General features: G+C 74.6%; 11 protein-coding genes. 6 read left to right on the forward strand and 5 right to left on the reverse strand.

From position 1 onward, the window contains the following. Position 1: 1 nt before the first annotated feature. A complete protein-coding gene (locus tag H1D33_RS18425) occupies positions 2–1,822 on the reverse strand; it encodes a S1 family peptidase (RefSeq protein ID WP_181571967.1) in 1,821 nt (606 codons plus the stop codon). A gap of 81 nt (positions 1,823–1,903) precedes the next feature. On the opposite strand from H1D33_RS18425, the gene H1D33_RS18430 reads away from it, so the two are divergent. From H1D33_RS18430 to hutH, 6 genes are read left to right on the forward strand one after another with little or no spacing between them, the layout of a single operon-like run. Beyond that, positions 1,904–2,752, forward strand: a complete 849-nt coding sequence (locus H1D33_RS18430) for a MurR/RpiR family transcriptional regulator (RefSeq protein ID WP_181571966.1) — start codon at positions 1,904–1,906, stop codon at positions 2,750–2,752. A 12-nt stretch (positions 2,753–2,764) separates the two neighbouring features. Next, complete coding sequence (gene hutU / locus H1D33_RS18435) at positions 2,765–4,411, forward strand: urocanate hydratase (protein ID WP_181571965.1); 1,647 nt, start codon at positions 2,765–2,767, stop codon at positions 4,409–4,411. 11 nt (positions 4,412–4,422) lie between these two features. After that, complete coding sequence (locus H1D33_RS18440; protein ID WP_181571964.1) at positions 4,423–5,643, forward strand: allantoate amidohydrolase; 1,221 nt, start codon at positions 4,423–4,425, stop codon at positions 5,641–5,643. Further along, positions 5,640–6,986, forward strand: coding sequence for a formimidoylglutamate deiminase (locus H1D33_RS18445; RefSeq protein ID WP_181572679.1), 1,347 nt, complete (start codon positions 5,640–5,642; stop codon positions 6,984–6,986). The genes H1D33_RS18440 and H1D33_RS18445 overlap by 4 nt, the downstream gene beginning before the upstream one ends. Next, a complete protein-coding gene (gene hutI, locus H1D33_RS18450) occupies positions 6,983–8,149 on the forward strand; it encodes an imidazolonepropionase (protein WP_181571963.1) in 1,167 nt (388 codons plus the stop codon). The genes H1D33_RS18445 and hutI overlap by 4 nt, the downstream gene beginning before the upstream one ends. Continuing rightward, entirely contained in the window at positions 8,146–9,684 is a 1,539-nt protein-coding gene (gene hutH, locus H1D33_RS18455; RefSeq protein ID WP_181571962.1) for a histidine ammonia-lyase, read from the forward strand. The genes hutI and hutH overlap by 4 nt, the downstream gene beginning before the upstream one ends. A gap of 2 nt (positions 9,685–9,686) precedes the next feature. On the opposite strand, the gene rdgB is transcribed toward hutH, so the two are convergent. From rdgB to H1D33_RS18475, 4 genes are all read right to left on the reverse strand, one after another. Beyond that, positions 9,687–10,310, reverse strand: coding sequence for an RdgB/HAM1 family non-canonical purine NTP pyrophosphatase (gene rdgB, locus H1D33_RS18460; protein WP_181571961.1), 624 nt, complete (start codon positions 10,308–10,310; stop codon positions 9,687–9,689). Next, a complete protein-coding gene (gene rph, locus H1D33_RS18465) occupies positions 10,307–11,035 on the reverse strand; it encodes a ribonuclease PH (RefSeq protein ID WP_181571960.1) in 729 nt (242 codons plus the stop codon). Before rph ends, rdgB begins: the two co-directional genes overlap by 4 nt. A 66-nt stretch (positions 11,036–11,101) precedes the next feature. Further along, the gene (locus H1D33_RS18470) at positions 11,102–11,848 is read right to left on the reverse strand and encodes an MBL fold metallo-hydrolase (RefSeq protein ID WP_181571959.1); all 747 of its coding nucleotides are present in this window, start codon (positions 11,846–11,848) and stop codon (positions 11,102–11,104) included. A 226-nt stretch (positions 11,849–12,074) separates the two neighbouring features. After that, the gene (locus H1D33_RS18475; protein WP_181571958.1) at positions 12,075–13,040 is read right to left on the reverse strand and encodes a PLP-dependent cysteine synthase family protein; all 966 of its coding nucleotides are present in this window, start codon (positions 13,038–13,040) and stop codon (positions 12,075–12,077) included. Position 13,041: the final 1 nt, after the last annotated feature.

Consider the following 13,041-nt stretch of genomic DNA (forward strand, 5'->3'; position numbering starts at 1 on the left):
CTCAGCCCCGGGCGCGGGAGCGGGCCGCCACCGCCAGGGCGACGAGGGTCACCAGCAGCGCCACGCCGAGCCCGACGAGCACGAACAGGGCCCAGTGGGGGAACGTCTGCGCGCGGTCCGCGATGGCCTGCCGGTCGTCGGCGTTGCCGCGGTACGTCTCGGCCACGTGGTTGGTGGGCGAGTCGGTCACGGTGGCGCCCAACTGCTTGATCGCGGCCGGGTACTGGCCGGCGAAGTAGGCGTCCAGCCCGCTGCGGTAGCGCTTGTCGACGGGGCCCAGCCCGGGGTTGACGCCGGCCTCGGCGAGCAGGGCGCCGAGCGTGGTCACCGGCACGACCACCCGGTTCGCCTTGGTGGCCGACGACTCGTCGTTGTCGAGCATGCCGACGACCCGGCCGCTCGTGTCGACGACCGGACCGCCCCGGGAGTGGCTGCCGACGTCGTCGCCGACCCGGAACACCGACACCGGTCCCTGGCTGCCCCAGGCGGTCACGGTCACCTGCTTGGCGGCGACGGTGTAGGTGGCGGTGCGGGGGTCCTTCTCGCTGGTGGCGTAGCCGATCGACAGCAGCGACGCTCCCGGCTGGATCTCGGCCGTGGTGTTCAGCTCCGCGACGGGCAGGTGCTCGTCGGCGAGCTTGACCAGCGCGACGTTGCCGGCGGCGGCGTCCCACGTCTTGACGATCTCGCCGGGGATCGCCGGGGCCTCGGTGCGGCCGCCGCGGCTGACGTTGAGCTGCCCGAAGAGCCGCACCTGCGGTTCCGGCCGGGAGTCGACGCCGGTGAGCACCGTCGTGCGCAGGTTCGTCGCCACGTACGCGTCGAGCTTGCCGGGTTCGAGCTTCTTCTCCGCGATCAGCGTCTGGCCCAGCGCGTAGAGGGCGTTCTGCCGGGCGGTGTCGGCGGCCGGCCGGACGCAGAGGTTGTTGGTCAGCACGTGGCCGGCGGAGCTGACCACGAAGCCGCTGCACCGGCGGTTGAAGGTGATCGGCCCGGCCCGCAGCGGCGCCTTGGTCACCTTGTCGCGCAGGTATCCGGTGAACACCACCTCCACGTAGACCACCGCCGGGGAGGCGATGGCGGTGGCGCGTTCCTCGAGCGTGTACGGGGGCGGCGGCGGGTCGTTGTCGCTCGTGCCGGCGAGGGCGACCACGCCGCCCGCGGCGACCAGGAGCAGCACGGCCAGCGCCACCAGCGCCCGGAGCGGACCGCTTCGGCGCGGGCGGGGCGCACTGGGCACGATGCGGCGCTGCGGCGCGGTGAACGGGTCGACCGGGGGCCCGCTGACCGGCGGGGACGACACCTGGTGCGGTATCCCCGACGTCTGCTCCGGCGCGGGCGAGACCGGCTGCGGCGGCGCGGAGACCGGCTGCGGCCCGACCGGGGCGTGCATCGCCCACGGCAGCGGCGCGCCGGAGGTCGGGGTGGTGCCGGAGACCGGCACCGCCGAGACCGATTCGGGCAGGTCGGCGACCGGGCCGGCCTCGGGGATCAGGATCTCCGCCTCCGCCTCGGCCGGGTGCAGGTCCATGCCGAGGTTCTGGAACAGGCGCTGCCCGCCCATCCCCTCCTCGGCGGGGTACGCCGCCCACGGCGTCGCGGCGGCGAAGTCGGCGGTGACGTAGCGCTGGCCGCCCGGGGTCAGCGCCATGGCGTTGGCGGCGTTGGCGAAGGCTTCCCGCCACGGTGGGTCGGCCGCCGCGGCGCCCGCCAGCACGGCCACCGTGACCAACCGGTCCTGCCCGTCGATGGCCCACCACACCTTGCCCACCTGGCAGACGCCGATCGCCTCGGTGAACCTGTACGGACCAACCGGTTGCATCGTCCCACTCCTCTGCTCACCCGCCGTGCGGATAGTACAGAGCGCTTGCGCGATGAAATTTTCTATGCATAGAGTCTCGCCATGAATGAAGGCAGCGCGGCCGGCGCCGATCGCCTGCTCGACCTGCTGCACGGCGTCCGGCTCACCCCCACCCAACGCCGGATCGCGCACTGCCTGGTCCGGCACAGCGGCGCAGTCGCCTATCTGTCCGCCGCGGAGGTGGCCGAGCTGGCCGGCGTCAGCCAGCCGTCGGTGACCCGCTTCGCCATGGCGCTCGGGCACGACGGCTACCCGGCGCTGCGCCGCCGGCTGCGGGAACTCACCACCACCCCGGCCGCCGACCGGGCCGACACCGGGAACGCCCTGCAACGGGCCGTACGCACCGAGATGGACAACCTGGACCGGCTCGCCGGGCAGCTCGCCGACGCCGACCGGATCGCCGGGGTGGGCCGGCTGCTCGCCGCCAGCCGACCGCTGCCGGTGCTCGGGTTGCGCGCCGCCGCGCCGCTGGCCGCCTACTTCGCGTACTTCGCCGCGAAGATCCATCCCGACGTGCGCGTCCTCGACCACGGCGGCAGCATGCTCGCCGACCGCGTCGACCAGGCGGTCGCGGCCGGCGCCAGCGCGCTGCTGGCGTTCGTGCTGCCGCGCTACCCGCGCGAGACGCTCGACGCGCTGCGCGAGGCCCGCGACGCCGGGCTGACCGTCGTGGCGATCACCGACTCGCCGGTGAGCCCGGCCACCGAGCACGCCGAGGTGGTGCTCCCCGCCGCCGTCGGCACCGACCTGGTGTTCGACCTGCACACCGCCCCGATGACCCTGGCCATGGTGGTGCTGCAGGCGATCTGCGACGCCGCCCCGGCCGAGACCCAGACCCGGCTCGAGGCGTTCGAGTCGTCCGCCGCCCGCCGCCAGTTGTTCCTCGGCTGAGAGGAGTACGAGATGCACCAGCCCGTCCGCGCCGCCCGCGGCACCGTACGCACCGCGAAGGGGTGGCCGCAGGAGGCCGCGCTGCGGATGCTGATGAACAATCTCGACCCGGAGGTGGCCGAGCGCCCCGAGGACCTGGTGGTCTACGGCGGCACCGGGAAGGCGGCCCGGGACTGGCCGTCCTACCACGCGCTGGTGCGCACGCTCACCGAGCTGCGCGAGGACGAGACCATGCTGGTGCAGTCCGGCCGGCCGGTCGGCGTGATGCGCACCCACGAGTGGGCGCCCCGGGTGCTGCTGGCCAACTCCAACCTGGTCGGCGACTGGGCCACCTGGCCGGAGTTCCGCCGGCTGGAGTCGCTGGGCCTGACCATGTACGGGCAGATGACCGCCGGCTCGTGGATCTACATCGGCACCCAGGGCATCCTCCAGGGCACCTACGAGACGTTCGCCGCGGTGGCCGAGAAGCGGTTCGGCGGCACCCTGGCCGGCACCCTCACCCTCACCGCCGGCTGCGGCGGGATGGGCGGGGCGCAGCCGCTCGCGGTCACCATGAACGGCGGCGCCTGCCTGATCGTGGACGTGGACCGGACCCGGCTGGAGCGGCGGGCGCACGACCGCTACCTGGACGAGATCGCCGACTCGCTGGACGACGCGATCGAGCGGGCGCTGGCCGCGAAGCGGGACCGCCGGGCGCTCAGCGTCGGCGTGGTCGGCAACGCCGCCACCGTCTTCCCCGAGCTGCTGGCGCGCGGGGTCGCGATCGACGTCGTGACCGACCAGACCAGCGCGCACGATCCGCTGTCGTACCTGCCGGAGGGGGTGGAGCCGGCCGACGCCCGGGACTACGCGGCGGCCAAGCCGGCCGAGTTCACCGACCGGGCGCGGGCGTCGATGGCGAAGCACGTCGAGGCGATGGTCGGCTTCCTCGACGCGGGCGCGGAGGTCTTCGACTACGGCAACTCGATCCGGGGCGAGGCGAAGCTCGGCGGGTACGAGCGGGCGTTCGACTTCCCCGGCTTCGTGCCGGCGTACATCCGGCCGCTGTTCTGCGAGGGCAAGGGGCCGTTCCGGTGGGCGGCGCTCTCCGGCGACCCGAAGGACATCGCCGCCACCGACCGGGCGATCCTCGACCTGTTCCCGGAGAACGACTCCCTGGCCCGGTGGATCCGGATGGCCGGCGAGCGGGTCGCCTTCCAGGGCCTGCCGGCGCGGATCTGCTGGCTCGGCTACGGCGAGCGCGACAAGGCGGGCGTCCGGTTCAACGAGATGGTGGCGTCCGGCGAGCTGAGCGCGCCGGTGGTGATCGGCCGGGACCACCTGGACTGCGGCAGCGTGGCCAGCCCTTACCGGGAGACCGAGGCGATGGCCGACGGCTCCGACGCGATCGCCGACTGGCCGCTGCTCAACGCGCTGGTCAACACCGCCAGCGGGGCGTCCTGGGTGTCCATCCACCACGGCGGCGGGGTGGGCATCGGCCGGTCCATCCACGCCGGTCAGGTATGCGTCGCCGACGGCACCGCGCTGGCCGGGCAGAAGATTGAGCGGGTGCTCACCAACGACCCGGCGATGGGCGTGATCCGGCACGTGGACGCCGGCTACGACGACGCCCGCGACGTCGCGGAGCGCACCGGCGTCCGCGTCCCGATGGCAGAGTAAGGAGGGGCCCCTTGTTAACGCATTCGGTAGAGGAAGGGCCCCTTCCTAACCGGTTCCGCAAGCTGTGGGATGAGATCGCCGACGTGGGGCGGGACGCCGGCAGCGGCGGCTACCTACGCTATGCGCTCACCGAGCCGGAGCGCAGGCTGCGCGAGTGGTTCCGGGAGCAGGCCGACCGGCGGGGCATGCCGGTGTCCGAGGACGGCAACGGCAACCTGTTCGCCTGGTGGGGCGACCCGGCGGCCGGCGACGCGGTGCTCACCGGCAGCCACTTCGACTCGGTGCCGCACGGCGGCGCGTACGACGGGCCGCTCGGCATCGTCAGCGCGTTGCTCGCCGTGGACGAGCTGCGGGCCGCCGGCGTCACCCCGGTCCGGCCGGTGGTGGTGGCCGCGTTCGTCGAGGAGGAGGGCGCGCGGTTCGGCGTACCCTGCCTGGGGTCGCGGCTGCTCACCGGCGAGATCGACGTCGACCGCGCGGCCGGGCTGCGCGACCAGGCCGGGACGACCTTCGCCGAGGCGCTGGGCGAGCGGCCGGCGGGCGCCGACCCGGCGCTGCTCGGCCGCTTCGCGGCCTTCGTGGAGCTGCACGTCGAGCAGGGCCGCGCGCTGGTCGACTCCGACGCGCCGGTCGCGGTGGCGTCCGCCATCTGGCCGCACGGCCGGTGGCGGTTCGACTTCACCGGCGAGGGCAACCACGCCGGTACGACCCGGATGGCCGACCGCCGCGACCCGATGCTCACCTACGCGTTCACCGTCCTCGCGGCGAACAAGGAGGCCCGGCTGCGCGGCGCGCACGCCACCGTGGGCCGGGTGTCGGTCGAGCCGAACGCCACCAACGCGATCCCGTCCCGGGTCACCGGCTGGCTGGACGCGCGGGCGGCCGAGGCGGACACGCTGCACGGCCTGGTCGAGGCGGTACGCACCAAGGCCACCGAACGCGCCGGCCGGGACGGCACCGGGCTGACCTGCACGCAGGAGTCCGCGACGCCGCTCGTCGCGTTCGACGGCGGGCTGGCCGAACGGCTGGCCGCGCTGCTCGACGCGCCGGTGCTGCCGACCGGGGCCGGGCACGACGCCGGGGTGCTGGCGGCGCACCTGCCCACCGCGATGCTGTTCGTGCGCAACCCGACCGGGGTGTCGCACTCCCCCGCCGAGTCCGCCACCGACGCCGACTGCGCGGCCGGGGTGACCGCCCTGGCCCGGGTGCTGGAGGAGCTGGCATGCCGATGACCCGCTGGCTGGCCGAGTACGCCTGGCTGCCCGACCACGCCGAGCCCACCCCGGACGTGCTGATCGAGGCGACGGACGGGCGGTTCACCGCGGTCACGCCGCTGACCGGCGGCGGTCCGCCGGCCGCCGGGGTGACCGTGGACGCGGTCCGGCTGCCCGGGCTGACCCTGCCCGGCCTGGCCAACGCCCACTCGCACGCGTTCCACCGGGCGCTGCGCGGGCGTACCCACGCCGGGCGGGGCGACTTCTGGTCCTGGCGGGACCCGATGTACGCGGTCGCCGCCCGCCTCGACCCCGACTCCTACCTGGCGCTGGCCCGGGCCGCGTACGCGGAGATGGCGCTCGCCGGGATCACCGTCGTGGGCGAGTTCCACTACCTGCACCACGGTCCCGGCGGCACCGGCTACGACGACCCGAACGCGATGTCCGCCGCGCTGGTGGAGGCCGCCGCGCACGCCGGGATCCGGCTCACCCTGCTGGACGCCGCCTACCTGACCGCCGGCGTGGACGGCGCGGAGCTGACCGGGCCGCAGCGCCGCTTCGGCGACGGCGACGCGTTGCGCTGGGCGCAGCGGGTGGACGCGTTCCGCCCGACCGACCCGCACGTCCGGCGCGGCGCGGCGATCCACTCGGTGCGCGCGGTGCCGGCCGGGCAGCTCGCCACCGTGGCCGGCTGGGCGGACCGGCACGGGTTGCCGCTGCACGTGCACCTCTCCGAACAGCCGGCCGAGAACGACGCCTGCCGGGCCGTGCACGGCTGCACCCCGACCCGGCTGCTGGCCGACCACGGCGTGCTCGGCCGGCACACCACCGCCGTGCACGCCACCCACCCGACCGCCGCCGACGTGGCGTTGCTCGGCGACAGCCGTACCGGCGTCTGCCTCTGCCCCACCACGGAACGGGACCTGGCCGACGGGATCGGCCCGGCCCGGCGGCTCGCCGAGGCGGGCAGCCCGCTGAGCCTGGGCAGCGACAGCCACGCCGTGGTGGACCTGTTCGAGGAGGCCCGCGCGGTGGAGCTGGACGAGCGGCTGCGGACCCGCCGGCGCGGGCACTTCGACGCCGCCGAGCTGTTCGCCGCCGCGACCGTCACCGGGCACGCCGCGCTGGGCTGGGGCGACGCCGGCCGGCTCGCCGTCGGCGACCGGGCCGACCTGGTGACGGTACGGCTGGACAGCGCCCGGACCGCCGGGGTGCCGCCGGTCGGCGCGTTCTTCGCGGCCACCGCCGCCGACGTGACGCGGGTGGTGGTGGACGGCCGGACCGTGGTCGCCGACGGCCGGCACCTCACGGTGGACGTCCCCACCGAGTTGCGGGACTCGATCGCGGCGGTCACCTCATGAGGGGCAGCCTGCTCGTCGACAACATCGGCGAGCTGGTCACCAACGACGGCCGTGGCGGCGACCCGCTGGGCGTGCGCCGCGACGCCGCCGTGCTGGTCGAGGACGGGCAGGTGGCCTGGGTCGGTCCGGCCCGCTACGCGCCGGCCGCCGACCGGCGGATCGACGCCGGCGGCGCGGCGGTGCTGCCCGGCTTCGTGGACAGCCACGCCCACCTGGTCTTCGCCGGGGACCGGGCCGCCGAGTTCGCCGCCCGGATGGCCGGCGAGCCCTACACCGGTGGCGGCATCCGCACCACCGTCGGCGCCACCCGCGCCGCCTCCGACGACGACCTGCGCGCCACCGTGGGCCGGCTGCGCGCGGAGATGCTGCGGCAGGGCACCACCACCGTCGAGATCAAGAGCGGGTACGGCCTCAGCGTCGCCGACGAGGCCCGCTCGCTGCGGATCGCCGCCGAGTTCACCGAGGACACCACGTTCCTCGGCGCGCACGTGGTCCCCGCCGAGTACGCCGACCGTCCCGACGACTACGTGGGCCTGGTGTGCGGACCGATGCTGGCCGCCGCCGCGCCGTACGCCCGCTGGATCGACGTGTTCTGCGAGCGTGGCGCGTTCGACGTGGACCACGCGCGGGCCATCCTCGCCTGCGGGCAGGCGGTCGGGCTGGGCGTGCGGGTGCACGCCAACCAGCTCGGTCCCGGGCCGGGCGTCCAACTCGCGGTGGAACTCGGCGCGGCAAGCGTCGACCACTGCACCCACCTGTCCGACGCCGACGTGGACGCGCTCACCGGCTCCGAGACGGTGGCCACGCTGCTGCCCGGGGCCGAGTTCTCCACCCGCTCGCCCTACCCGGACGCCCGCCGGCTGCTCGACGCCGGCGCCACCGTGGCGCTGGCCACCGACTGCAACCCCGGCTCGTCGTACACCACGTCGATGCCGTTCTGCGTCGCGCTCGCCGTACGCGAGATGCGGATGACCCCGGCCGAGGCGGTGTGGGCCGCGACCGCCGGCGGGGCGGCGGCGCTGCGCCGCACCGACGTCGGCCGGCTGATCCCCGGGTCCCGGGCCGACCTGGTCGTCCTCGACGCGCCCACCCACCTGCACCTGGCCTACCGGCCGGGTGTCCCACTGATCCGCCAGGTTCTGCACAACGGAGTGCCGCGATGACCACCGTCACCATCCTGTCCACCGGGGTCACCCCCGCCGACGTGCTCGCGGTCGCCCGCGGCACCGCCAAGGTCGTGCTCGACCCGGCCGCCACCGAGGCCATGGCGACCAGCCGGTCCATCGTGGACGGCATCGAGGCCGCCGGCCGCCCGGTGTACGGCGTCTCGACCGGCTTCGGGGCGCTGGCCAACACGTTCGTCGCCCCGGAGCGTCGGGCCGAGTTGCAGCACGCGCTGATCCGCTCGCACGCGGCCGGGGTGGGCGCGCCGATGCCCCGCGAGGTGGTACGCGCCATGATGCTGCTGCGCGTCCGCTCGCTCGCGCTCGGCCGCTCCGGCGTCCGCCCGCTGGTCGCCGAGGCGCTGGTCGACCTGCTCAACCACGAGATCACCCCGTGGGTACCGGAGCACGGCTCGCTGGGTGCCTCCGGCGACCTGGCGCCGCTGGCGCACTGCGCGCTGGTGCTGCTCGGCGAGGGCTGGGTGCTCGGCCCGGCCGGCGACCGGATCCCCGCCGCCGACGCGCTGCGCCGGGTCGGGCTGAGCCCGATCGAGCTGGCCGCCAAGGAGGGGCTGGCGCTGATCAACGGCACCGACGGCATGCTCGGCATGCTGCTGCTCGCCGTGGCGGACGCCCGGCACCTGTTCGCCATGGCCGACGTGACCGCCGCGCTGGCCATCGAGGCGATGCTCGGCTCGGAGCGGCCGTTCCTGCCCGAGCTGCACGCCATCCGCCCGCACCCCGGCCAGGCCGCCTCCGCCGCGAACATCCACCGGCTGCTCCAGGGCTCGGCGGTGATGGACTCGCACCGCGACGACCTGGCGCACGCCGTGCAGGACGCGTACTCGATGCGCTGCGCCCCGCAGGTGGCCGGCGCGGCCCGGGACACGCTCGACTTCGTCGAGGTGGTGGCCGGCCGGGAGCTGCTGTCCGTGGTGGACAACCCGGTGGTGCTGCCGGACGGCCGGGTCGAGTCGACCGGCAACTTCCACGGGGCACCGCTCGGCTTCGCCGCCGACTACCTGGCCATCGCCGCCGCCGAGGTGGGCGCGATCGCCGAACGCCGGGTGGACCGGCTGCTCGACGTCACCCGCAACCGGGACCTGCCCGCGTTCCTCTCCCCCGACGCCGGGGTCAACTCCGGGCTGATGATCGCCCAGTACACCGCCGCCGGCATCGTCGCGGAGAACCGCCGGCTGGCCGCGCCCGCCTCGGTCGACTCGCTGCCCACCAGCGGCATGCAGGAGGACCACGTCTCGATGGGCTGGGCGGCGGCCAAGAAGCTGCGCACCGTGCTGGACAACCTGACCAGCCTGCTCGCGGTGGAGCTGCTGGCCGCCGTACGCGGGCTCCAGCTCCGCGCGCCGCTGGAGCCGTCGCCGGCGGGCCGGGCGGCGCTGGACGCGCTCGGCCCGACGATCGGCGAGCCGGGGCCGGACGTGTTCCTCGCCCCGCTGATGGAGGCGGCGCGCGCCGTCGTCGGCGGCCCCGAGCTGCGGGCCGCCGTCGAGCGGAAGATCGGCCCGCTGGGCTGACCTCAGGCGGCGGGCGGGAGCACCTTGGCGACCAGCTTGGCCAGCTCCCGCAGCGCCTTGCCGCGGTGGCTGATCGCGTCCTTCTCCTCGGGCGTCAACTCGGCGTTGGTCCGCTCCTGCCCGTCGCCCAGGAAGATCGGGTCGTAGCCGAAGCCGCCCTCGCCGCGCGGCGCGCGCAGCAGCCGGCCGGACTGCCGGCCGTCGACCAGGTGCTCCTTGCCGCCGGGCAGCACCAGTGCCACCGTGCAGACGAAGGCGGCGCCCCGGTGCTCGTCCGGCACGTCGGCCACCTGGTCCAGCACGAGTTGCAGGTTGGCCCGGTCGTCGCCGTGCCGGCCGGACCAGCGGGCGCTGAACACGCCGGGCATGCCGTTGAGCGCGTCCACCGCGATGCCGGAGTCGTCGGCGATGGTCGGCAGGCCGGTGCGCCGGCAGCCCTCCCGCGCCTTGATCAACGCGTTCTCGCCGAACGTCAGGCCGGTCTCCGGCAGCTCCGGATATTCCTCGACGTCGTCGAGGCCGAGCAGGGCGACCCGGTGGGCGCCGAGCGCGCCGTCCAGGATCCGCTGCAACTCGACGAGCTTCTTGCGGTTGCGGGTGGCCAGGAGCACCTTGTTGTCGGTCACAGGTTGAGCGCCTTCCGCTGCGCGTCGGCCAGTTCCAGGCAGCCCGCCACGCCCAGGTCGAGCAGCGCGTCGAGCTGGTCGCGGGCGAAGACGCCCGCCTCGCCCGTCCCCTGCACCTCGACGAAGTCGCCGGCGCCGGTGCAGACCACGTTCATGTCCACCTCGGCGGTCACGTCCTCGGCGTAGCAGAGGTCGAGCATCGGCTCGCCACCGATCACGCCGACGCTGACCGCGGCCACCGACCGGTGCATCACCTTCTCCACCTTGCCGGTGAGCGACTTGCGCTCGGCCAACCAGGTGACCGCGTCGTACAGGGCGACGTACGCGCCGGTGATGGCCGCCGTGCGGGTGCCGCCGTCGGCCTGCAGCACGTCGCAGTCGAGCACGATCGAGTTCTCGCCGAGCGCCTTGAGGTCGACGCAGGCGCGCAGGCTGCGACCGATCAGCCGGGAGATCTCGTGCGTCCGGCCGCCGACCTTCCCCCGCACGCTCTCCCGGTCCGAGCGGGTGTTGGTGGCCCGCGGCAGCATCGCGTACTCCGCGGTCACCCAGCCCAGCCCGGAGCCCTTGCGCCAGCGGGGCACGCCCTCGGTCACGCTGGCCGTGCAGAGCACCCGGGTCGCGCCGAACTCGACGAGCACCGAACCCTCCGGGTGGGTGCTCCAGCCCCGGGTCAGGGTCACCGGTCGGAGTTGGTCGGGCCGCCGCCCGTCAGGTCGCGCCATGCCTGCACCCTATGCGGTGCGTCGATCGCCTCGCGTGCCGGTGCCCGCCGGCCGGCGGCCGTGCCGTCAGACGTCGTAGCCGGCGCCCGCGCGAACCACCTCGATCGGCCCGGCGTACGCGCCGGCGGCCGACTCCACGGTGTGCGACTCGCTGCCCCAGGCCGCGACGAGGTGGGTCAGCAGCAGCCGGCCCACGCCCGCCTTGGTGGCCGCCTCGCCGGCCTCCCGCCCGGTCAGGTGCAGGTCGGGCGGATTGTCCACGCCGTCCAGGTAGCTGGCCTCGCAGAGGAACGCGTCGGCGCCCTGGGCCAGGCGCAGCAACGCCTCGCAGGGCGCGGTGTCCGACGAGTAGCAGAACACCCGGCCGCCGTGCTCCAGCCGCACCCCGTACGTCTCGATCGGGTGGTTCATCCGGTCGACGGTCGCGGTGAACGGGCCGATCGGGAACGTGCCCGGCTGCAGGCCGTAGAACTGGTAGACGTCCTCGACCGTGCTGTCCTCCTGCCCGTACGCGGCGGCCAGCCGGTCCGGCGCGCCGGAGGGCGCGTACATCGGCAGCGGCGGGTAGGGGCCGTCCGGGGCGTACCGGCGCACCACGACGTAGGAGACCGCGTCGAGCATGTGGTCGCAGTGCAGGTGGGTGAGGAGCACGGCGTCGGGCGAGTGCAGCCCGACGTAGCGCTGGAGCGTGGACAGCGACCCCGGACCGAAGTCGATCAGAAGGCGGAAGCCGTCCGCCTCGAGCAGGTAGGCGGAGCAGGGGGACTCAGGGCCCGGGAAGCTGCCCGCGCAGCCGAGGACGGTCAATCGCATCCGGTTGCCTCGATCTCACACTGGGTAGTCGGCGCGTCGGCAGCCGCCCCGCCGTTGATCTTCACCGACGCGCTCGCCACGCTGCGCAGCCTACGCGGCAGCCCGGTCGGGCAAGAATCATCTACCGGAAGTTGTCATCAACGTGACACCCATACACGTCCGGATGCGGGAGATCGCGGCGATCCGGCCGGCGGGGCGTCCCCACCGGCCGGACCACCGCGGACCGTCAGGCCCAGAGTTGACCGTCGAGCGCGTCCTCGGCGTCCGCGAGCGTGCCCCCGTACGCGCCGGTGGACAGGTATTTCCAGCCACCGTCGCAGACCACGAACGCCACGTCGGCGCGGCGACCGTCGCGGACCGCCTCGTGCGCCACCGCCAGCGCGGCGTGCAGGATCGCGCCCGTGGAGAAGCCGGCGAAGATGCCCTCCACCTCGACGAGCTGCCTCGTGCGCAGCACCGCGTCCCGGGTGCCCACCGAGAAGCGCCGGGACAGCACCCCGGCGTCGTACAGCTCGGGCACGTAGCCCTCGTCGATGTTGCGCAGGCCGTAGACCAGCTCGCCGTACCTCGGCTCGGCCGCCACGATCTGGATGCCGTCGACCTTCTCGCGCAGGTAGCGCCCGGTGCCCATCAGCGTGCCGGTGGTGCCCAGCCCGGCCACGAAGTGCGTGATGCCGGGCAGGTCGTGCAGCAGCTCCGGCCCGGTCGTCTCGTAGTGCGCCCGGGCGTTCGCCTCGTTGCCGTACTGGTAGAGCATCACCCAGTCCGGGTGCTCGGCGGCGATCTGCTTCGCGGTGGCCACGGCCTGGTTCGAGCCGCCGGCGGCCGGCGAGAAGATGATCTCGGCACCGTACATCCGGAGCAGTTGCACCCGCTCGGTGGAGACGTTCTCCGGCATCACGCAGACCAGCCGGTAGCCCCGCAGCTTCGCCACCATGGCCAGCGAGATGCCGGTGTTGCCGCTGGTCGGCTCCAGGATGGTGTCGCCCGGACGCAGCCGGCCGGCCTCCTCGGCCGCCCGGACCATGAACAGCGCCGCGCGGTCCTTGATGCTGCCGGTCGGGTTCCGGTCCTCCAGCTTCGCCCAGAGCCGCACCGGCGGCGCGCCCTCGGGCACCGTCGGGGAGAGCCGGGGCAGGCCGACCAGCGGCGTGCCGCCGCTGGCGTCGAGCAGGCTGTCGTACCGCGCCATG

The organism is Micromonospora ferruginea (assembly GCF_013694245.2).
GTDB classification, from domain to species: Bacteria; Actinomycetota; Actinomycetes; order Mycobacteriales; family Micromonosporaceae; genus Micromonospora; species Micromonospora robiginosa.

Excerpts from the sequence above, each read along its gene's own strand:
- H1D33_RS18425 (WP_181571967.1), bottom strand. The coding sequence starts at position 1,822 with ATGCAACCGGTTGGTCCGTACAGGTTCACCGAGGCGATCGGCGTCTGC.
- H1D33_RS18430 (WP_181571966.1), top strand. The coding sequence starts at position 1,904 with ATGAATGAAGGCAGCGCGGCCGGCGCCGATCGCCTGCTCGACCTGCTG.
- hutU (WP_181571965.1), top strand. The coding sequence starts at position 2,765 with ATGCACCAGCCCGTCCGCGCCGCCCGCGGCACCGTACGCACCGCGAAG.
- H1D33_RS18445 (WP_181572679.1), top strand. The coding sequence starts at position 5,640 with ATGACCCGCTGGCTGGCCGAGTACGCCTGGCTGCCCGACCACGCCGAG.
- hutI (WP_181571963.1), top strand. The coding sequence starts at position 6,983 with ATGAGGGGCAGCCTGCTCGTCGACAACATCGGCGAGCTGGTCACCAAC.
- hutH (WP_181571962.1), top strand. The coding sequence starts at position 8,146 with ATGACCACCGTCACCATCCTGTCCACCGGGGTCACCCCCGCCGACGTG.
- rph (WP_181571960.1), bottom strand. The coding sequence starts at position 11,035 with ATGGCGCGACCTGACGGGCGGCGGCCCGACCAACTCCGACCGGTGACC.
- H1D33_RS18470 (WP_181571959.1), bottom strand. The coding sequence starts at position 11,848 with ATGCGATTGACCGTCCTCGGCTGCGCGGGCAGCTTCCCGGGCCCTGAG.
- H1D33_RS18475 (WP_181571958.1), bottom strand. The coding sequence starts at position 13,040 with ATGGCGCGGTACGACAGCCTGCTCGACGCCAGCGGCGGCACGCCGCTG.